This window comes from Alloalcanivorax venustensis ISO4 (genome assembly GCF_015356855.1).
Lineage (GTDB): Bacteria > Pseudomonadota > Gammaproteobacteria > Pseudomonadales > Alcanivoracaceae > Alloalcanivorax > Alloalcanivorax venustensis.
The window spans coordinates 1-19272 of sequence record NZ_ARXR01000012.1 but is presented as its reverse complement, the minus strand read 5'-3'; the positions used below and the strand labels follow the sequence as shown (position 1 = coordinate 19272).

Sequence of the window (19272 nt, the reverse complement as noted above, 5' to 3'; positions counted from 1 at the left end):
CTAGCATGCCCGTGACTGGTGCCCGGAGACCGGAACGATGACCGAACGACACTTTAGCCCCATGGACCGCCTGCTGAGCCGCGTGGACAGCGCCCTGCGCACCCTGACGCCGGGCTCCGCCCGCGCCGAGCGCCAGCCGCCCAACGCGGACCCGCAGCCGGAGGCGCCGCTCAACCCCAGCGAGCGCCGCCACGTCACCGGGCTGATGCGCATCAACCACACCGGCGAAGTGTGCGCCCAGGCGCTCTATCAGGGCCAGGCCAGCACCGCCACCCTGCCCCACGTGCGCCACGCCATGGAGGCGGCGGCCCGGGAGGAGGAGGATCATCTGGCCTGGTGCGACGACCGCATCCGCGAGCTGGGCGGCGTGCCCAGCCGGCTGAACCCGCTGTTCTACGCGGTCAGCTACGCCCTCGGCGCCGGCGCCGGCCTGGCCGGCGACCGCTGGAGCCTGGGCTTCGTCTCGGAGACCGAGCACCAGGTGGTGCGCCACCTGGAGAACCACCTCACCCGCCTGCCCGCCGGCGACCGGCGCAGCCGCGCCATCCTGGAGCAGATGCGCGAGGACGAGCTGCGCCACGCGGTCACCGCCGAAGGCGCCGGCGGCGCGCCCCTGCCGCCGCCCATCAAAGGCGCCATGGCGCTGATGAGCAAAGTCATGACCTTCACCACCTACAGAATCTAGTTAATAGTTAACAGTGAACAGTTAATAGTTGCGCGGTGGAGAATCGTGCCGGCTGAAACGAAAGAGGCCGCGCTCCTGGCTTGGGGCGCGGCCTCTTTCGTTTCAGAACAACGCGGACGGTCGCCCGCGAGCTGTTAACTATTAACTGTTAACTATTAACTGCCGTTTTCACATGTTGCGGCTGTAGAAGATTTCGAGCATTTCGGTCTGCAGGCGTTCGCGGATGTCGGCGAGTTCCTTGTCGTCGAACTCGTCGCTGCCGGCGCCGAACAGGTAGTTGTTGATGTCGAATTCCTTGAGCAGCATCTTGGTGTGGAAGATGTTCTCCTGGTACACGTTCACATCGATCATCTGATACCCGTTCTGGGTGTCCTCGGTGAGGAAGTTCTGAATCGAGTTGATGTCGTGGTCGATGTAGTGCTTGGTGCCGTCCACGTCGCGGGTCATGCCGCGTACCCGGTAGTCGATGGTGACGATGTCGGAATCGAAGCTGTGGATCAGGTAGTTCAGTGCCCGCAGCGGTGAAATCACCCCGCAGGTGGAGACATCCACGTCCACCCGGAAGGTGGAGATGCCGTTGTCCGGGTGCGACTCCGGATAGGTGTGCACCGTCACATGGCTCTTGTTCAGGTGGGCGACCACTGAATCCGGCAGCGGCCCCGGCGCCTCTTCGTCCCAGTCGCCGTCGGTGGGCGGGGATTCGTGCTCGGCGATCAGCATGGTCACGCTGGCGCCCTGGGGATCGTAATCCTGGCGGGCAATATTGAGAATATTGGCGCCGATGATCCGGGTCACGTTGGTGAGGATCTCGGTGAGACGCTCGGCGTTGTACAGCTCGTCGATATACTCGATGTATTCCTTGCGATGCTGCTCGGTTTTCGCATAGGCGATATCGAAGATATTAAAGCTGAGGGACTTGGTCAGGTTGTTAAAACCATGGACCGAAATCTTGGGATTGGGATCTTTCACCACGGCGTTATTTCCCCGCTGGCCGTTATCAGGATTCGATGCTGTAGCTGTGCGTCACTTCCACGCCACCGCGTGTGAGCATAATGGCGGCGGAGCAATACTTCTCCGCGGACAGTTCCACGGCCCGTTTCACCTGATTTTCCTTGAGGTTATTGCCACTGACCCGGAAATGCAGGTGAATTTTGGTAAAAACGGCCGGAATCTCGTTTTCGGCCCGTTCCGCTTCCATTTCGCAGCGGCAACCGGTCACGTCCTGGCGGGCCTTGCGCAGGATGTGCACCACATCGAAGCTGGAGCAGCCGCCGACGCCCATCAGAACGGTTTCCATGGGCCGCGCGCCACGGTTTTTGCCGCCGTGATCCGGCGGTCCGTCCATCACCAGAGTATGGCCGGTTTCCGACTCGGCCTGGAAACAGACATCGCCCTGCCAATCAACCACCGCTTTCATTCGAGTCTCCTGCTCACGCCCTCGCGGAATGGCCGCGAAGACTACCACAGACCACCCCCACGCCATACCCCGGCGAACGTAGAACAGCGCCGGGCTGGCGCGCGGCGCGGCGAAGCGGCAGACTGTGGACCGGTTCCCTTGGCAGTCACGTGAAAAACAGGCAAACTCCATAAGCTTAAATAGCTAAGACTTTTTTCCGGCTTTTAAGCAGCGTGCCCAGAAGCAGAGAGCCCATGAGCGACGGTAACAAGATAATTCCAAATCTGGACCAATTTCTCGCCAACTGTCATCGCCGAAAGTACCCGGCCAAGAGCACCATCATCTACGCCGGTGACGAGTCGGACGCCCTGTACTACATCCTCAAGGGCTCCGTGACGGTGATGATCGAGGACGACGATGGCCGTGAGATGATCATGGCCTACCTGAATGAAGGCGACTTCTTCGGTGAGATGGGCCTGTTCGAGGCCGATCCGTCCCGTTCCGCCTGGGTGAAAGCGAAAACCGAGTGCGAGGTGGCGGAGGTCAGCTACCCCAAATTCCGCCAGCTGGCCCGCGAGGACGCCGAGATCCTGTTCGCGGTATCCGCGCAGATCGCCGGACGCCTGCGCGCCACCACCCGCAAGGTCGGCGACCTGGCGTTCCTGGACGTCACCGGTCGCGTCGCCGGCACCCTGCTGGACCTGTGCAAGCAGCCCGACGCCATGACCCACCCGGACGGCATGCAGATCAAGGTCACCCGCCAGGAAATCGGCCGCATCGTCGGCTGCTCCCGCGAAATGGTCGGCCGGGTGTTGAAGAACCTGGAGGAGCAGGGGCTGGTGTCGGTGAAGGGGAAGACGATGGTGGTTTATGGCACCCGCTGAGAGCAGTTAACAGTTAACAGTGAATAGTTAACAGCGGCGCGGTGCCGGACCGTGCCGCCTGCAACGAAAGAGGCCGCGCTCCTGGCTTGGGGCGCGGCCTCTTTGCGTTCAGGGTGGTACCGGCGCAGCCCGCGCCGCTATTCACTGTTCACTGTTAACTATTCACTAGAAAAACAATGCTTTAAGGGCGGCACCCGGATCCTCAGCCCGCATAAAGGCCTCACCGACGAGAAAGCCATTAATGCCGTTTTTGCGCATCAGGCGGACGTCGTCGCGGGTGTGGATGCCGCTTTCGGTGATCACCAGGTGGTCGCCGGGGACCTGCTCGGCGAGCTCCAGGGTGGTGTCCAGGCGGGTGTCGAAGGTGTGCAGGTCGCGGTTGTTGATGCCGATCAGCTCGATGTTGAGCTTCAGCGCCCGGGCCAGCTCGTCGGCGGTGTGCACTTCCACCAGCACGTCACAGCCGGCCCGCTGGGCGGCGTGGTAGAGCTGGTCGAGCTGGGCGTCGGACAGCGCCGCCACGATCAGCAGCACCGCGTCGGCGCCCATGGCGCGGGTTTCGAACACCTGCCACGGGTCGATGATGAAGTCCTTGCGCAGCACCGGCAGGGAGACCGCGTTGCGGGCGGCGCGCAGGTAGTCCTCGTGGCCCTGGAAGAAGTCCTGGTCGGTGAGCACGGACAGGGCGCTGGCGCCGGCGCCTTCGTAACGGCGGGCGATGTCCACCGGGTCGAAGTCCTCGCGGATCAGCCCCTTGCTGGGGGAGGCTTTCTTGACCTCGGCGATCACCGCCGGCCGGCCGGCGGCCACGCTGGCGTACAGCGATTTGGCGAAGCCCCGGGCCTTGCCCTGGTTGCCCGCCATGGCTTCCAGTTCGCCCAGGCTGTAGCGCTGCTGGCCGGCCTGGATCTCCTCGCGCTTGCGCTCGACGATGCGCTCCAGAATGGTTCCGCTGATGGCTGCGTCGCTCATACCTCTTCCTTCAATGCGAAAGTGAACTGCGCCAGTTCGCGCATGCGCTCGGCGGCTTCCCCATTGTGGACCAGATCCTCGGCCATCCGAACCCCCTCTTCCAGGGTGCGGGTGACACCGGACACATAGATGGCGGCGCCGGCGTTGAGGGTGATCATGTCGGCGGCCTTGGCGGCGTTGCCGTCCTTGCGCTTGCTGAACGCCTCGCGGATCAGCGCCAGCGACGCCTTCGGGTCGGTCACGTCCAGCCCCACCAGGGAGGCGGACTCAATGCCCACGTCTTCCGGGGTGAGGCTGTATTCACGCACTTCGCCGTCCTTGAACTCGGCCACATGGGTGCGCCCGGCCAGGCTGATTTCATCCAGGCCGTCGAGGCCGTGCACCACCATCACGTGCTCGGCGCCCAGGCGCCCCATCACTTCCGCCATGGGCCGGCACAGCTTGTCGGAGAACACGCCCACCACCAGCCGCTGCACGCCGGCCGGGTTGGTCATCGGGCCGAGAATATTGAAAAGGGTACGCATGCCCAGTTCCTTGCGCGGGCCGATGGCGTACTTCATGGCGCTGTGGTGGGAGGGCGCGAACATAAAGCCGACGCCCACCGCGTCCACGCACTGGGCCACCTCGTTGGGGCTCAGGTCCAGGCGGATGCCGGCTTCCTCGAGCAGATCCGAGGAGCCGCTTTTCGAACTCACCGAGCGGTTGCCGTGCTTGGCCACCCGGCAGCCCGCCGCCGCCGCCACGAAGGCGCTGGCGGTGGACACATTGAACAGATTGGCGCCGTCGCCGCCGGTGCCGACGATGTCCACCAGGTGGCGGCGGTTGTCGATCACCACCGGGGTGACCAGTTCGCGCATCACCATGGCGGCGCCGGTGATTTCGTCCAGGGATTCGCTTTTCATGCGCAGGGCCACCAGAAAGCCGCCGATCTGCGCATCGGTGGCGCCGCCGGTCATGATCTGGCGCATCACGTCGTTCATCTGCTCGGTGGACAGGTCGATGTGATCGACCACCGTGGCCAGGGCCTCCTGGATGTTCATGCGCTTTCCCCCTTCAGAAAGTTGTTGAGCAGATCATGGCCGTGTTCGGTAAGGATCGACTCTGGATGATACTGCACGCCTTCCAGCGGCAGCTCCCGGTGGCGCATGCCCATGATCTCGTCCATGTCGCCGTTATCGTCCAGGGTCCAGGCGGTCACCTCGAAGCAGTCCGGCAGGCTGGCCTTGTCCACCACCAGGGAGTGATAGCGGGTGGCCGTGTAGGGACTGGGCAGGCCGCGGAACACACCCTTGCCGGTATGATGCACCGGCGAGGTCTTGCCGTGCATCACCGTGCGGGCGCGCACCACTTGGCCGCCGAACGCCTGGCCCAGGGCCTGGTGGCCCAGGCAGACGCCAAGAACCGGTATCTTGCCGGCGAAGTGCTTGATGGCGTCCACGGAAATGCCCGCCTCGTTGGGCGTGCACGGCCCCGGCGAAATCATCAGCCGGTCGGCGTTGAGCGCTTCCATGCCGGCCAGGTCGATCTTGTCGTTGCGGTGCACCAGCACCTCGGCGCCCAGCTCCTGCAGATACTGCACCAGGTTGTAGGTAAAGCTGTCGTAGTTGTCGATCATCAGTACGCGCATTACTGGTTCCCCCCGTCCCCGTTGGCGCCGCCCAGGTCGAGGCCGCCCAGCGCCATATTCACGGCGCGGAACACGGCGCGCGCCTTGTTCATGGTTTCCTTCCATTCCAGGTCGGGCACCGAGTCGGCGACGATGCCGCCGCCGGCCTGCACGTACAGACGGCCGTCCTTGACCACGGCGGTGCGGATGGCGATGGCCATGTCCATGTCGTCGTTGAAGCCGATGTAGCCCACGGCACCGCCGTAGACACCGCGCTTGGTGGGCTCCACCTCGTCGATAATCTCCATGGCGCGGATCTTGGGGGCGCCGCTCAGGGTGCCCGCCGGGAAGGTGGCGGCCAGCACTTCCAGCGGCCCCAGGCCCTTGCGCAGGGTGCCTTCCACGTTGGAGACGATGTGCATCACGTGCGAGTAGCGCTCGATCTCCATGTTGCCGGTGACACGCACCTGGCCGGGCTCCGCCACCCGGCCCACGTCGTTGCGGCCCAGGTCGATCAGCATCAGATGCTCGGCGATCTCTTTCGGGTCGGCGAGCAGCTCCTCTTCCAGCTCCTTGTCGCGCTGCGGCGTGGCGCCGCGTTTGCGGGTGCCGGCGATGGGCCGCACCGTGACCTGGTCGTCCTCCACCCGGGTGAGGATCTCCGGCGAGGAGCCGGCGATGTGAAAATCCTCCAGGTCCAGATAAAACATATAAGGGGACGGGTTCAGATAGCGCAGCGCCCGGTACAGGTCGATGGCCGGGGCCGGAAAATCGCAGCTCATGCGCTGGGCCGGCACCACCTGCATGACGTCGCCGGCGAGAATGTACTCGCGGATCTTCTCCACGGCGGCGGCGTGCTGCTCGCGGGGAAACTCGGAGACGAAGTCGTTTTCGTCCACCGGCGCGCCGTACACCTGGTGCTCCGGTTCCGGCAGCGGCGCGCGCAGGCGGCGCTCCAGCTCGTCCAGACGGGCTTCGGCGCCGGCCACCGCGTCCGCGGCGTCGGGGCTCACGTGCACGATCAGGAACAGGCTGCCGCGCAGGTTATCGAACACCACCACTTCCTCGGAGCGCATCAGCAGGATGTCCGGCACCCGCAGCACGTCCTCGCCACGCGCCGGGCCCAGCCGGGGCTCGAAATAGCGCACGCTGTCGTAGCCGAAATAGCCCACCAGGCCGCCGTTGAAGCGGGGCAGCCCGGGCACGTCCGGGGCCCGGTACTGGAGACGGTAGTCTTCGATCCAGCCGATCGGGTCGTCGCTGTCGAGCTCCTCGACGACGGCGCCGTCGGCATCGCTCACGGTGATGCGCGGGCCGGTGATGCGCACCACCTCGCGGGCCGGCAGGCCGATGATCGAATAGCGGCCCCAGCGCTCGCCGCCCTGCACCGATTCGAACAGGTAGCTGTAGGGCCCGGCGGCCAGCTTGCGGTAGGCGGACAGCGGCGTGTCCAGATCCGCCAGCACTTCGCGCACGATCGGTACGCGGCTATAACCCTGGCGGGCGTAATCGTCCAGATTGCGTGGTGACATGGTGGTCCCCGGTCTTTGTCAGGTGCGGCAATCGCAAGTCGTGAATTGTAGCGGAAAAACTGCGGAGACTCTCAGGCAACCAGCGGCACCGGGAGACTCCCGAGGGCGAGCGTCACCATCGCCAGCCGGCGGGGGAGAAAGGCAGGAACGAATTAAGCGGGTTTGAGCGGTCCATGGGCGGATTCTAGCGCCGCTTCGGGGCCGATGCCAACACCCGTTTGGGGAATGGCCAAGCGCCCGTCAAGACGCCATACTGCGTGCCCATGAGCTTACCCCAGCGATGGACAGACTGGTTCGAGGCCACCCGCAAGGCCGCCCCCCACTGCTTTATGCAGCTCGCCACCGTGGGCGACGACGGCGGTGCCCGCTGTCGCACCCTGAGCCTGCGCGAGCGCCACGGACGGGCCCTGTGGTTCACCACCGACCAGCGCAGCGAAAAAGCCATGCAGCTGGAGCGCCAGGCCGGCGCCGAAGCCTGCTGGTACGACCTCACCAGCCGCACCCAGTGGCGTTTCCGCGGCCGGGTGCATTTCCTCACCCCGCAACAGCACCCCGAGGACACCCTGCGGCTGTGGCGCCTGATCGACCGCGAAGCGAGGGCGCGCTTCTGCGGCCCGCCGCCCGGCAGCCTCTGGCAACCGCCCAAATCCGACCACTACCGCTACCTGCCGCCCACCCCGGAAGACCACCCGGCGGAAGACTTCTCCATCCTGGTGCTCACCGCCGACCAGGTCGACGTCCTCGAACTCGCCGAATCCCCCCACCGCCACTGGCAATACCACGGCGAAGGACGCGGGGCCCCCACGCGGCTAGTGCCCTAGCCGCGTGGGCAGTTAATAGTTAACAGTGAACAGTTCGCGGTAGAGGCTGCCGCCAATTTGAAAGGTGTGAGGCCGCGCTTCCGAATTGGGCGCGGCCTCTTACGTTCCAGTCGGCACCGCCCAACCCCGCGCAACTATTAACTGTTAACTATTCACTGTTAACTGCTAACTATTCACTATTAACTGCTTTCATTTCACTTGTCGTTTGCCGAGTTTGCGGGCGAGGGTGCGGCGGTGCATGCCGAGGCGGCGGGCGGTTTCGGAGATGTTGAAGTCGGTCTCGGCGAGGGTTTCGTGGATGCGTTCCCACTCCAGGGTTTTGATCGAGGTGGGGCGGCCGGTGACTTCCACTTCCACGTTGCCTTCGGCGCGTTCGAAGGCGGCTTCGATGTCGTCGGTGTTGGAGGGTTTGGCCAGGTAGTGGCAGGCGCCGAGCTTGATCGCTTCCACCGCGGTGGCGATGCTGGCGTAGCCGGTGAGCACCACGATCAGGGTTTCCGGGTCGTGCTCGCGCAGGGCCTGCACGCAGGCCAGACCGGAGGCGCCGCCTTTGAGCTTGAGATCCACCACCGCGTAGTCCGGGGTTTGCTCGCTCAGCACCTCGCGCAACACGTCCAGGCTGTCCGCGTGGCGCACTTGATAGCCGCGCCGTTCGAACGAACGGCCCAGGGTACGGGCGAACGCGGCGTCGTCCTCGACGATCAGCAGGGTTCGCTGGTGTTCCGGCTGCTCAGTGCTCATAACCGCCCTCCTTCCGGTCCGGTTCATCCATCCGCTGTTCATCAATCTCCTGTTCATCGATGGTAAGCGCCGACAACGGCAGCGTCAGCGTCACCACGGCGCCGCCCTGGGGGCGGTTGCCGGCGCGGACGTTGCCGCCCAGGGTGCGCACCACATTGAACACCAGGAACAGGCCCAGGCCGCCGCCGGGACGGCCCTTAGTGGACTGGTAGGGGCGCCCAAGATGGCTGAGCATGGCCTCGGAAAAACCGGCGCCCTGGTCCATCACCGAGACGATCAGCGTATCGTCGCGGCGGCTGACTTCCAGCCCCACCCAGTGCGGCGACGCCTCCAGGGCGTTGTCGAGCACGTTATGCACGGTCTGTTTGAGCGCGGAATCGGAGATGATCGCCCGGTCCTCGCCGAACAGGTTGCGGTATTCGAAGTCGTTCACCGGGCGGGTGGTGCGCCACTCCGCCACCAGCTCGTCGACGAAGGCGTGCACGGTGGTCTCCTCCGAGGCTTCGCCGCGGGCCTCGCCGGCGGACAGCAGAATACCGCTGACGATGGATTTGCAGCGCAGCACCTGGGTCTGCATTTCGCCGATCTCCTGGGCCAGATCCGGGTCGGACTGGAACACCGGCATGCGCCGCCAGTCGCCCAGAATCACCGCCAGGGTGGCCAACGGCGTGCCCAGTTCGTGGGCGGCGCCGGAGGCCAGCAGGCCCATGCGCACGATGTGCTCTTCCTCGGCGGCGCGCTGGCGCAGGGCCGCCAGGCGCGCGTCCCGGTCGCGCCGGTTGCGGGTAATGCGGTTGATAAAGATCACCAGCAGCACCGCGTTGAGCACGAAGCACAGCAGCATGCCCTGGATATAGAGGCTCAGCGGGCCCAGTTCGTAGTCGAGCGGCAACGGCAGCGGCCGGGCGGCGAACTCCAGGGCCACGAAACAGCCGGCGGTGACCAGCAGAATGATCCAGGTGGACCAGGCCTCCAGCAGCACCGCCGCCAGCACCACCTGCAGCAGGTAGAGGAAAATAAAGGGGTTGGTGGCGCCGCCGCTGAGATAGAGCTGCATGGTGAGCGTGATCACGTCCACCAGCAGGGCGACGAACAGCTCGCCGTTACTAACCGGACGCCGCAGCCGCAGGCGCAGCAGGCTGGCGCCGTTGAACGCCACCAGCCCGGCCAGCACCGCGAACATATACAGCAGCGGCAGCTCGATCCTGAACACGAAGAAGACCACCAGGATGGTGCCCACCTGACCGAGCACGGCGATCCAGCGCAGCTGGATCAGCTGCTGCATGTTCTTGCGCCCGGTGGCGTCGTCGTCCACCGGCGTGGTCGCGCTGGGCGGAATCATCGCGGGTCTCCTGATCGGCGCGGCCGGAATTCTTCCCGGGCCGCGTAGCCGGCGCCGCCGGCCACCATCAGCGCGAGCATAAACCAGGTGAGCGCATAGACCAGGTGATTATTGCGGAATTGGATCACGGTGAGGCCGGACACCGGCTGACCGGCACCGCCGCCTTCAGCCAGCGGCGGCGCCTCGGCGTCGACGAAGTACGGCGCCACCCGGTCCAGGCCACGGGCCTTGGCAATGGCGGCCACGTCGCGGGAATACCAGCGGTCCTTTTCCGGCGCGTTATCGCGCAGAAAGGCACCGCCCGGTTCGCTGGAGCGCAGCAGGCCGGTGATCGTCACGGGCCCGCGCGGCTCGCCCTCCCGGCGCTGCGCCCGTTGCCGGTTCTCCGGTGCCACGAAGCCCCGGTTGACCAGTACCGTGGTACCGTCCTGGCGGCGCAGCGGGGTCAATACCCAGTAACCGCTGCCGAGAACGGTGCTGGCCTGCACCAGCGTCTCCCGCTGGTGCAGGAACTCGCCGTGCAGGCGCACCCGCAGATATTCGTACTCTTGCGGGTCGATGTCGGCGCCCGCCGGGGCGGCCACCGGGGGCGCGTCCACGCGCTGCTCGACCCGCTCGATCAGGTCCAGCTTCCAGGCCCGCCGCTCCAGCTGCCACTGGCCGAGCGCCAGGAAGCCGATGAACGCCAGCAGCGCCAGGGCGCCCCACAGCAGCCGCCCCGGCCAGCGGCGGGCAGTCCGCGGGGCCATCTCAGCCCCAGGGGTCCTGCATCATCCCCGGCATCATGTTCACGTTCAGGTGGTACATGACCCACAGCGAACCGGCCAGGGTAATGAACACGATCACCGCCGTGAAAATCAGCGCCAGCATGTTCCAGCCGCCCTGGGAGCGGAAGTTCATGTGCAGGAAATAGATCATGTGCACCACGATCTGCACCGCCGCCAGGCTGAGGATCACCAGGGCGGTGACGCCGGTGCTCTCGAACACGTCGGCCATCACCACCCAGAACGGGATCACCGTGAGCACCACGGCGAGCACGAAGCCGGTCATGTACCCCTTGAAGGTACTGTGCGGCGCATCGGGGAGGACGTCGTCGTGAGCCGCGTCGTGATGATCGCTCATGGCAGGACTCCCATCAGGTAGACAAAGGTGAACACGCCGATCCAGACCACATCCAGGAAATGCCAGAACATGGACAGACAGAACAGACGGCGCTGGTTCTCGACGATCAGCCCGTGCTTACGCAGCTGCACCACCAGCACCACCAGCCAGATGATACCGAACAGCACGTGCAGGCCGTGCGTACCCACCAGGGCGAAGAAGGAGGTCAGGAAGGCGCTGCGCTGCGGGCCCGCCCCTTCATTCAACAGATGGGCGAACTCGTACAGCTCCAGGCCCAGGAAGGCCACGCCCAACAGACCAGTCACCGCCAGCCAGCCGATGGTGGCGCCGACCCGCTTGCGCTGCGTCTCCAGCATGGCGAAGCCATAGGTGATCGACGACAGCAGCAGGAACGAGGTGTTGATCGCCACCAGCGGCAGATCGAACAGCTCGGCGCCGGTGGGGCCGCCCGCGTAACTGCGCCCCAGCACGCCATAGGTGGCGAACAGACAGGCGAAGATCAGGCAGTCGCTCATCAGATAGAGCCAGAACCCCAGCAACGTGCCGGTTTCCGGGTGATGATCCTCGGTGACGTGAAACTCCAGGGCTTCCACGTCACCGCTTTCCGGGGTGTAGGTGGTCTCAGACATGGCTGGCTAACATCCGCGTACGTTCCGCTTCCACCCGCTCCACTTCTTCGGCGGGAATGTGATAGTCACGGTCATAGTTAAAGGTATGGCCGATGGCGACCGCCAGCAGCGCGGCGAAGCTCACCCCCGCCAGCAACCACATGTGCCACACCAGGGCGAAGCCCAGCACCGTGCTGATACCGGCGAGAATGATGCCCGCGGCGGTATTCTTCGGCATATGGATGGCCTTGAAGCCCTGCTCCGGCCGGCGGTACTTGTGCTGCTTCATCTGCCACCAGGCATCCAGATCATGCACCCGGGGCGTGAAGGCGAAGTTGTACTGCGGCGGCGGCGACGAGGTGGCCCACTCCAGGGTGCGGCCGTCCCAGGGGTCGCCGGTGGTGTCGCGCAGCTGATCCCGGCGGCGATGGCTGACCACCAACTGCACGATGAAGAACAGAATACCCAGGGCGATCAGGAAGGCGCCGAAGGCGGCCACCTGGAACCAGAACTGCATGGCGGCGTCTTCCTCGAACTGGCTCATGCGCCGGGTCACGCCCATCAGGCCGAGCACGTACAGCGGCATGAAGGCGAAGTAGAAGCCGATGGTCCAGAACCAGAACGACATCTTGCCCCAGAACGGGTCCAGCTTGTAACCGAACGCCTTCGGGTACCAGTAGGTGATGCCGGCGAACAGACCGAACAGCACCCCGCCGATGATCACGTTATGGAAATGCGCCACCAGGAACAGGCTGTTGTGCAGCACGAAGTCCGCCGGCGGCACCGCCAGCAACACACCGGTCATGCCACCGATCACGAAGGTGATGATGAAACCGATGGTCCACAGCATGGGTACCTCGAAGCGGATACGGCCCCGGTACATGGTGAACAGCCAGTTGAAAATCTTCGCCCCGGTGGGGATCGAGATGATCATGGTGGTGATGCCGAAGAACGAATTCACGCTGGCCCCCGACCCCATGGTGAAGAAGTGGTGCAGCCAGACCATGTAGGAGAGCACCGTGATCACCACCGTGGCGTAGACCATGGAGGCATAGCCGAACAGGCGCTTGCCGCTGTAGGTGGACACCACCTCGGAGAAGATACCGAAGGCCGGCAGAATCAGGATGTACACCTCCGGGTGACCCCAGATCCAGATCAGGTTGATGTACATCATCACGTTGCCGCCCAGATCATTGGTGAAGAAGGCGGTGCCGAGATAACGGTCCAGCAGCAGCATGCCCAGCACCGCGGTGAGTACCGGGAAGGCGGCGACGATCAGGACGTTGGTGCACAGGGAGGTCCAGGTGAACACCGGCATTTTCATCAGATTCATGCCGGGGGCGCGCATCTTGACGATGGTCACCAACAGGTTGATGCCCGATAGCAAGGTGCCCACCCCGGCGATCTGTAGCGCCCATAGATAGTAATCCACCCCCACCCCGGGGCTTTCCATGATCCCCGATAGCGGCGGGTAGGCCAGCCAGCCGGTCTTGGCGAACTCACCGATGAACAGGGACGCCATCACCAGGGCGGCGCCGCTGGCGGTCATCCAGAAGCTGAAGTTATTGAGAAACGGGAAGGCCACATCCCGGGCGCCGATCTGCAACGGAATGATGTAGTTCATGATGCCGGTGATCAGCGGCATGGCGACGAAGAAGATCATGATCACGCCGTGGGCGGTAAAGATCTGATCGTAATGATCCGGCGGCAGGTAACCGGTGGCGTCGCCGAACGCCCAGGCCTGCTGAATGCGCATCATGATGGCGTCGGCAAAGCCGCGCAGCAGCATCACCAGACCCAGCACCATGTACATGATGCCGATCTTTTTGTGGTCGATACTGGTGAACCACTCTTTCCACAGGTAGCCCCAGACGCGGTAATAGGTCAGCGCCCCCAACAGGGCGGCGCCGCCGATCGCCACGACCACGAACGTTGCCACGATCACCGGGTCATGGAGCGGAATGGCGTCCCAGGACAGACGTCCGAAAATCAGCTGGGTGAGATCGAGTTGCTCAAGCATGTTCAGTTCCCATGAGATCCGTGGTCATGATGTTCATCATGGTCATTGGTGTGCGCCGAACCGTGATGATCCATCATGTCCTTCATGCACACCGTGCCCGGGTCCACGCAGCGGTTCAGGATGGCGTCATACAGCCCGGGATCGACATCGGCGTAATAGCGCACCGGTTCCTTCTGGCTGGGTTCGGCGAGTTGCTTGTAGGACGCCCGGCTGAGCTCGCCGCCATCGTCACGCACCTTTTCCACCCAGTCTTCAAAGTCCGCCTCCGTTTCCAGGCCGTGGAAATGGAAGCGCATGTGGGAGAAACCGGCGCCGCTGTAGTTGGCGGAGAAACCGTCGTACACGCCGGGCTCGTTGATCACGCCGTGCAGCTTGGTCTCCATGCCCGCCATGGAATAGATCTGCCCGGCCAGCGCGGGGATGTAGAACGAGTTCATGTTCGAGTGCGAGGTGATCTCGAAGCGGATCGGCCGGTCCACCGGCGCCGCCAGTTCGTTGACGGTGGCGATGCCCTGCTCCGGATAGAAGAACAGCCATTTCCACTCCAGCGACACCACCTGCACCACCAGCGGCTCGGTGCCTTCGGGCACCGGGCGGCTGGCGTCGATGCGGTCCAGCGGACGATACGGGTCCAGCTTATGGGTGCTCACCCAGGTGATCGCGCCCAGCGCGATGATGATCAGCAACGGCACCGCCCAGATCACCAGCTCGAGCATGGTCGAGTGATCCCAGTCCGGCGAATACTCCGCGTCCCGGTTGGAAGCGCGATACCGCCAGGCGAACATCAGCGTCATGATGATCACCGGCACGATCACGATCAGCATCAGACCGGTGGCCCAGAGAATCAGATCACGCTGTTGCATGGCGACATCCCCGGAGGGCGACATCACCACCATGTCACAGCCCGCCAGCAGGGCCAGGGGAACGGATAGAAGGGCGCCTCGAAGCGGCCTGGATAATGAAAACAGCTTGGGAAATGCCATTGCCGGATCAGGATTTGTGGCCCACGATACGAACGACTCTACTCGTTGGGGGACGTCGCGGGAATTGGACATTTTGTCCTATGGCGGCGGGCCCCGGGTTCAGGCGATGCTATGCATTGGTCGTCCGTTGACGTGCTTAACCCTTTGTTTGCATAAAGAGCCAGCATCATGTCCAGCAGCCAAGATCAAACCACGACGCCCGTCACTACCCTGGAACAGGATCTGCGTAATACCACCGCCGACCGCTCCAAGGTGGCGCCCGGGGAAATCGCCGTGGGCGTGGTGATCGGCCGCGCCTCGGAATATTTTGATTTCTTCGTGTTCGGCATCGCCTCGGTGCTGGTGTTCCCCTACGTGTTCTTCCCGTTCCTGGGGCGCCTGGAAGGGATGCTGGCGGCGTTCATTATTTTTTCCTTCGCGTTCCTGGCCCGGCCCTTCGGCACCGCCCTGTTCATGACCATTCAGCGGCACTGGGGCCGCGGCGTGAAACTCACCGTGGCGCTGTTCATGCTGGGCACCGCCACCGTCGGCATGGCGTTGCTGCCCACCTATGACACCCTGGGCGTCTGGACCATCCTGCTGCTGGCGCTGTTCCGTATTCTGCAGGGCTTCGCGCTGGGCGGTTCCTGGGACGGCCTGCCCTCTCTGCTGGCACTGAACGCGCCGCGCCATCGGCGCAGCTGGTACGCCATGCTCGGCCAGCTGGGCGCGCCGATCGGCTTCCTGGTGGCCGCGGCCCTGTTCCTGTACCTGGTGCTGAGCCTCTCCAGTGAGGATTTCCTGGGATGGGGTTGGCGCTATCCGTTCTTCGTCGCCTTCGCGATCAACGTGGTGGCGCTGTTCGCGCGCCTGCGCCTGGTGGTCACCGATGAGTACACCCGCGCCCTGGAAGAAGGCGAACTGGAGCCCATCGGCACCCGCGAGATGCTGCGCCGGCAGGGCTACAACATCTTCATCGGTTCCTTCGCGGCGCTGGCCAGCTACGCCCTGTTCCATATGGTGACCATTTTCCCGCTGTCCTGGATCAGCTTTAACGAAAGCCAGTCGATCCACGACGTGCTCGGCGTCCAGCTCGCCGGCGCGGTGCTCGCCGTGTTCGGCACCATCGCCTCCGGCTGGATCGCCGATCGCATCGGCAAACGCACCACGGTGGCGTTGCTGGCCTGTCTGATCGGTGTCTTCGCGCTGTTCACGCCGATGCTGCTGGACGGCTCCCCGATCCAGCAGGACGCCTTTATCCTGATCGGCTTCGCCCTGCTGGGCGTGTCCTACGGCCAGGCCGCCGGCACCGTGACCACCAACTTCGAGCGCCGCTTCCGCTACACCGGCGCGGCCCTCACGTCCGATTTCGCCTGGTTGTTCGGCGCCGCCTTCGCGCCGCTGGTGGCGCTCGGGCTGTCGGCCAACTTCGGCCTCGCCTACGTCAGTGTCTACCTGCTCTCCGGGGTGGTCTGCACGCTGCTGGCGTTGCGCATCAACAAATCCCTGGAAGCCAGCGACTAGAGCCTGTTCACACCAGGAAAGGCCGGGCGGCGTCGATCACGGCGTCCGGCGCTTCGGTCTGTGGGTAGTGGCCGACGCCGGCCAGTTCCACCACGTCCGGGTCGGGAATCAGCTCCCGGTAGCGCGCCACCATGTGGCCGCCGGACACCGGGTCCTCGGTACCGTCGATCAAACGCACCGGGATACCGCGCCGCGCCGCGTCGCGCAGGGCGCCCACCCAGCGTTCACGGTGGCGGCGCCGCTCCTCCATGTAGCGAATCAGGCGCGGCATCACCGCGCGGCCGTTACGGTGCTGCAGCAACGCCCAGTAGCCCGCCACTTCGCCGTCCGGCAGGGGCCGGGCGCAGATGTGGCGGAAGGTGGCTTCCATCTTCTCGAAGGTGAAGAACTTCACCACCAGGGGGCCGAGCGGGCTGATCAGCAGTTTCTGCAGGCGCACCGGCAGGTGGGTTTCCGGGAACAGGCCGCCGTTGAGCAGCACCACTTTGTCGATCCGCAGGCCGGGCTGTTGCCGGTCGGCGCGCTCGCCGTGGCGGGCCAGCAGCTCCTGGGTGACGGTGTCGCCGTAGTCGTGGGCCAGTATCCGGCAGCGCGCCACGCCCAGCTCGGCGAGCAGGGCTTCCACCATGTCCGCCTGGGCGAGAATGCTGTAGGGAAAGCGGCGCGGCTTGGCGCTGAGCCCAAAGCCCAGCAGGTCCATCATGATCACCCGGTAGTCGGCGGCGAACGCCGGCAGGATGTGCCGCCAGTCCCAGCTGGCGGTGGGGAAGCCGTGGATCATCACCAGCACCGGGCGGTCGGCGCCGCCCTCGTCCCGGTACCAGATGTCCTGGCCGTTCCAGTCGAAGGTGGCACCGCCGGCCCGCCAGGTCTCGATCGCCTGGAGGGCGGGCGGGTGTGGGTCAGAGGGCATCGGTGTTCTCCTTGTTATCGCCCGCGCCGTGAGTGCCGCTAGCTCAGTGAGCCCAACGCCGCCTTGGAGAACGGCTCGATCTCATCATGCTGGCCGTTGCGCATTTTGACCAGCCAGTTGGGGTCCTGCAGCAGGGCGCGGCCCACCGCGATCAGGTCGAACTCGTCCGCCGCCATGCGCTTGGCCAGGTCCTCGATGCCCTTGGGGTTGGCGTTGCCGCCGATGCCCTGGTTGTTGGCGCCGATAAAGTCGTCGTCCAGCCCCACGCTGCCCACCGAGATCACCGGCTTGCCGGTGAGCTTGCGGGTCCAGCCGGCCAGATTCAGGTCGGAGCCTTCGAATTCCGGGGTCCAGAAGCGGCGGGTGGAGGCGTGGAACACGTCCACGCCGGCGTCGGTGAACAGCGTCAAGAAGCGCTCCAGCTCTTCCGGGGTTTCCGCCAGACGCGCTTCATAATCCTGCTGCTTCCACTGCGAGAAGCGCAGCACGATGGCGAAGTCCTCGCCCACCGCGGCGCGCACCGCCTCGACGATTTCCACGCCGAAGCGGGCGCGGTTTTCCAGGGAGCCGCCGTACTGGTCGTCACGCTGGTTGGTGCCTTCCCAGAAGAACTGGTCCAGCAGGTAGCCGTGGGCGCCGTGGATCTCCACGCCGTCGAAGCCGATCTCCTTGGCGGCGCGGGCGGAATCCGCGAACGCCTGGATCACGTCCTGGATGTCCTTCAGGGTCATGGCTTCGCCGTTGGGCTTGCCGGGCTTGAACAGGCCGGACGGGGAATAACCGGGGGCGTCCTTGTCCGGGCCCACGCCGGGCCGGCGGGTGCCGCCCACGTGCCACAGCTGGGGAATGATCGCACCGTTGGCGGCGTGCACCTGGCGCACCACTTCCTTCCAGCCGTTGAGCGCCGCTTCGCCGTGGAACGCCGGCACGCTGTCGTGGCCCGGCGCGCCGGGGTGGCCCACGGTGGTGCCCTCGGTGATCAGCAGCCCCACTTCGCCCTCGGCGCGGCGCCGGTAGTAGCCGGCCACTTCCTCGGTGGGCACCTGGCCCGGCGAGAAATTGCGGGTCATGGGCGCCATCGCCACCCGGTTACGCAGCTTCAGGGATTTGCATTCAAAAGGACGGAACAAAGGGGCCAGATCAGCGCTCATTGGGGCACTCCAGACAGGGATACGATAACAGGCAATTCGGTTGCGTTTCGAAACCGTACCCATAACGGTTTCTTCTTGCAACCGTATTTGGCACACTGCCCGTATGGTCCGTAAACGATTTCCCGACACCCACTGCTCGGTGGCCCGCGCGCTCAATGACGTGGGCGACTGGTGGTCCCTTCTGGTGGTGAAAGAAGCCATGCTCGGCACCCGCCGGTTCGTGGACTTTCAGCAGAACCTGGGCATCGCCCGCAATATTCTCTGCGACCGGCTGGCGCGGCTGCTGGAGAACGGCGTGCTGATCAAGCAGGACGTGGGCGAGCACGGCACCCGCTACGAGTACCGGCTCACCGACAAGGGGCGGGATCTGTTCACGGTGATCACCGCGCTGCGTCAGTGGAGCGACCGCTGGAACGGGGAAAGCGACGGCCCGGAACTGGTCGACCGGGCCAACGGCGAACCGGTGCGGACCGTGGCGGTGCAAAGCCGCGATGGCCGCACGCTGGACGTGCGCGCGGTGGTCTACCGGGATTCGTCGGACACCGACAGCGCCGCGGGCTGATTCTCCAGCTCGATACGGCGCGCCTTCCAGTAACGCTCCTTCCAATACACGTTGTTCAGCGACGAGGTCATCACGCCGCGGCTGGTGGAGGCGTGCAGAAAGCGCTTGCCGCCCATGTAGATGCCCACATGGCGCTGGCGGAAGCCGGTCTTGAAAAACACCAGGTCGCCGGCCTGCAGTTCGGAACGGTCCACGCGCTCCCCTTCCCGGGCCAGCTCCTCGGTGGTGCGCGGCAGGTCCACGCCGAGCTTGGACCGGAAGGTGATCTGCACGAAGGCGGAACAATCCACGCCGGCCTCACTGCTGCCGCCAAGCCGGTACGGCACGCCGCGCCAGCGCTCCGCCTGGGCGCGCAGCAGCGGCAGCACCGGCGAGCTCTCGCCCCCGGCGCCCTGGGCGGGCACGTCGTCGCGCAGCAGCGGCGGCGGCTC

The 19272-nt window shown here is 65.0% G+C and carries 21 protein-coding genes; 5 read left to right on the top strand and 16 right to left on the bottom strand.

Annotation, left to right across the window (positions count from 1 at the left end; genetic code table 11):
- Positions 1 to 37 precede the first annotated feature (37 nt).
- A complete protein-coding gene (gene coq7 / locus ISO4_RS08895; protein ID WP_142947280.1) occupies positions 38 to 685 on the top strand; it encodes a 2-polyprenyl-3-methyl-6-methoxy-1,4-benzoquinone monooxygenase in 648 nt (215 codons plus the stop codon).
- A 168-nt stretch (positions 686 to 853) separates the two neighbouring features.
- Here coq7 and speD read toward each other — a convergent pair whose 3' ends face one another.
- Positions 854 to 1657 carry an adenosylmethionine decarboxylase gene (gene speD / locus ISO4_RS08890; RefSeq protein ID WP_142947281.1) on the bottom strand — a complete coding sequence of 268 codons (804 nt, stop codon included), beginning with the start codon at positions 1655 to 1657 and terminating at the stop codon, positions 854 to 856.
- Between the two features lie 25 nt (positions 1658 to 1682).
- Positions 1683 to 2102 (bottom strand): OsmC family protein, encoded by a 420-nt coding sequence (locus ISO4_RS08885; RefSeq protein ID WP_194855960.1) that lies wholly within the window; start codon positions 2100 to 2102, stop codon positions 1683 to 1685.
- Between the two features lie 233 nt (positions 2103 to 2335).
- Between ISO4_RS08885 and crp the strand changes: the two genes are divergently transcribed.
- Complete coding sequence (crp, locus tag ISO4_RS08880; protein WP_067611683.1) at positions 2336 to 2965, top strand: cAMP-activated global transcriptional regulator CRP; 630 nt, start codon at positions 2336 to 2338, stop codon at positions 2963 to 2965.
- 165 nt (positions 2966 to 3130) lie between these two features.
- On the opposite strand, the gene trpC is transcribed toward crp, so the two are convergent.
- Genes trpC through trpE form a run of 4 tightly spaced genes read right to left on the bottom strand, consistent with a single transcriptional unit; the run spans position 3131 to position 7075 of the window.
- Entirely contained in the window at positions 3131 to 3937 is an 807-nt protein-coding gene (gene trpC / locus ISO4_RS08875) for an indole-3-glycerol phosphate synthase TrpC (RefSeq protein ID WP_194855959.1), read from the bottom strand.
- Entirely contained in the window at positions 3934 to 4977 is a 1044-nt protein-coding gene (gene trpD / locus ISO4_RS08870; RefSeq protein WP_194855958.1) for an anthranilate phosphoribosyltransferase, read from the bottom strand. The genes trpC and trpD overlap by 4 nt, the downstream gene beginning before the upstream one ends.
- Positions 4974 to 5564: an anthranilate synthase component II gene (locus ISO4_RS08865; protein WP_194855957.1), complete on the bottom strand. Its 591-nt coding sequence runs from the start codon at positions 5562 to 5564 to the stop codon at positions 4974 to 4976. The genes trpD and ISO4_RS08865 overlap by 4 nt, the downstream gene beginning before the upstream one ends.
- Positions 5564 to 7075: an anthranilate synthase component I gene (gene trpE / locus ISO4_RS08860; protein WP_194855956.1), complete on the bottom strand. Its 1512-nt coding sequence runs from the start codon at positions 7073 to 7075 to the stop codon at positions 5564 to 5566. Before trpE ends, ISO4_RS08865 begins: the two co-directional genes overlap by 1 nt.
- A 263-nt stretch (positions 7076 to 7338) precedes the next feature.
- Here trpE and ISO4_RS08855 point away from each other — a divergent pair, with 263 nt between their 5' ends.
- Positions 7339 to 7896 (top strand): pyridoxamine 5'-phosphate oxidase family protein, encoded by a 558-nt coding sequence (locus tag ISO4_RS08855; RefSeq protein WP_194855955.1) that lies wholly within the window; start codon positions 7339 to 7341, stop codon positions 7894 to 7896.
- A gap of 189 nt (positions 7897 to 8085) precedes the next feature.
- Here ISO4_RS08855 and ISO4_RS08850 read toward each other — a convergent pair whose 3' ends face one another.
- Genes ISO4_RS08850 through cyoA form a run of 7 tightly spaced genes read right to left on the bottom strand, consistent with a single transcriptional unit; the run spans position 8086 to position 14712 of the window.
- Positions 8086 to 8637 (bottom strand): response regulator transcription factor, encoded by a 552-nt coding sequence (locus tag ISO4_RS08850; RefSeq protein WP_194855954.1) that lies wholly within the window; start codon positions 8635 to 8637, stop codon positions 8086 to 8088.
- The gene (locus ISO4_RS08845; protein WP_194855953.1) at positions 8627 to 9979 is read right to left on the bottom strand and encodes an ATP-binding protein; all 1353 of its coding nucleotides are present in this window, start codon (positions 9977 to 9979) and stop codon (positions 8627 to 8629) included. Before ISO4_RS08845 ends, ISO4_RS08850 begins: the two co-directional genes overlap by 11 nt.
- Entirely contained in the window at positions 9976 to 10728 is a 753-nt protein-coding gene (locus tag ISO4_RS08840; protein ID WP_194855952.1) for an SURF1 family protein, read from the bottom strand. Before ISO4_RS08840 ends, ISO4_RS08845 begins: the two co-directional genes overlap by 4 nt.
- 1 nt (position 10729) lies before the next feature.
- Positions 10730 to 11101, bottom strand: a complete 372-nt coding sequence (cyoD, locus tag ISO4_RS08835; protein ID WP_067610483.1) for a cytochrome o ubiquinol oxidase subunit IV — start codon at positions 11099 to 11101, stop codon at positions 10730 to 10732.
- A complete protein-coding gene (cyoC, locus tag ISO4_RS08830; protein WP_067606448.1) occupies positions 11098 to 11730 on the bottom strand; it encodes a cytochrome o ubiquinol oxidase subunit III in 633 nt (210 codons plus the stop codon). Before cyoC ends, cyoD begins: the two co-directional genes overlap by 4 nt.
- Positions 11723 to 13729, bottom strand: coding sequence for a cytochrome o ubiquinol oxidase subunit I (gene cyoB / locus ISO4_RS08825; protein ID WP_194855951.1), 2007 nt, complete (start codon positions 13727 to 13729; stop codon positions 11723 to 11725). Before cyoB ends, cyoC begins: the two co-directional genes overlap by 8 nt.
- Before the next feature lie 2 nt (positions 13730 to 13731).
- Positions 13732 to 14712 carry a ubiquinol oxidase subunit II gene (cyoA, locus tag ISO4_RS08820; protein WP_194855950.1) on the bottom strand — a complete coding sequence of 327 codons (981 nt, stop codon included), beginning with the start codon at positions 14710 to 14712 and terminating at the stop codon, positions 13732 to 13734.
- 168 nt (positions 14713 to 14880) lie between these two features.
- Between cyoA and ISO4_RS08815 the strand changes: the two genes are divergently transcribed.
- The gene (locus ISO4_RS08815) at positions 14881 to 16215 is read left to right on the top strand and encodes an MFS transporter (RefSeq protein WP_194855949.1); all 1335 of its coding nucleotides are present in this window, start codon (positions 14881 to 14883) and stop codon (positions 16213 to 16215) included.
- Between the two features lie 7 nt (positions 16216 to 16222).
- On the opposite strand, the gene ISO4_RS08810 is transcribed toward ISO4_RS08815, so the two are convergent.
- Positions 16223 to 17128, bottom strand: coding sequence for an alpha/beta fold hydrolase (locus ISO4_RS08810; protein WP_194855948.1), 906 nt, complete (start codon positions 17126 to 17128; stop codon positions 16223 to 16225).
- Between the two features lie 38 nt (positions 17129 to 17166).
- Positions 17167 to 18279 carry an NADH:flavin oxidoreductase gene (locus tag ISO4_RS08805; RefSeq protein ID WP_194855947.1) on the bottom strand — a complete coding sequence of 371 codons (1113 nt, stop codon included), beginning with the start codon at positions 18277 to 18279 and terminating at the stop codon, positions 17167 to 17169.
- A gap of 103 nt (positions 18280 to 18382) precedes the next feature.
- Between ISO4_RS08805 and ISO4_RS08800 the strand changes: the two genes are divergently transcribed.
- A complete protein-coding gene (locus ISO4_RS08800; RefSeq protein ID WP_067611068.1) occupies positions 18383 to 18841 on the top strand; it encodes a winged helix-turn-helix transcriptional regulator in 459 nt (152 codons plus the stop codon).
- Here ISO4_RS08800 and ISO4_RS08795 read toward each other — a convergent pair.
- Positions 18802 to 19272 (bottom strand): NlpC/P60 family protein (locus ISO4_RS08795; RefSeq protein WP_194855946.1); only part of this gene is annotated, 471 nt, incomplete at its 5' end. The two genes, ISO4_RS08800 and ISO4_RS08795, sit on opposite strands and share 40 nt — an antisense overlap.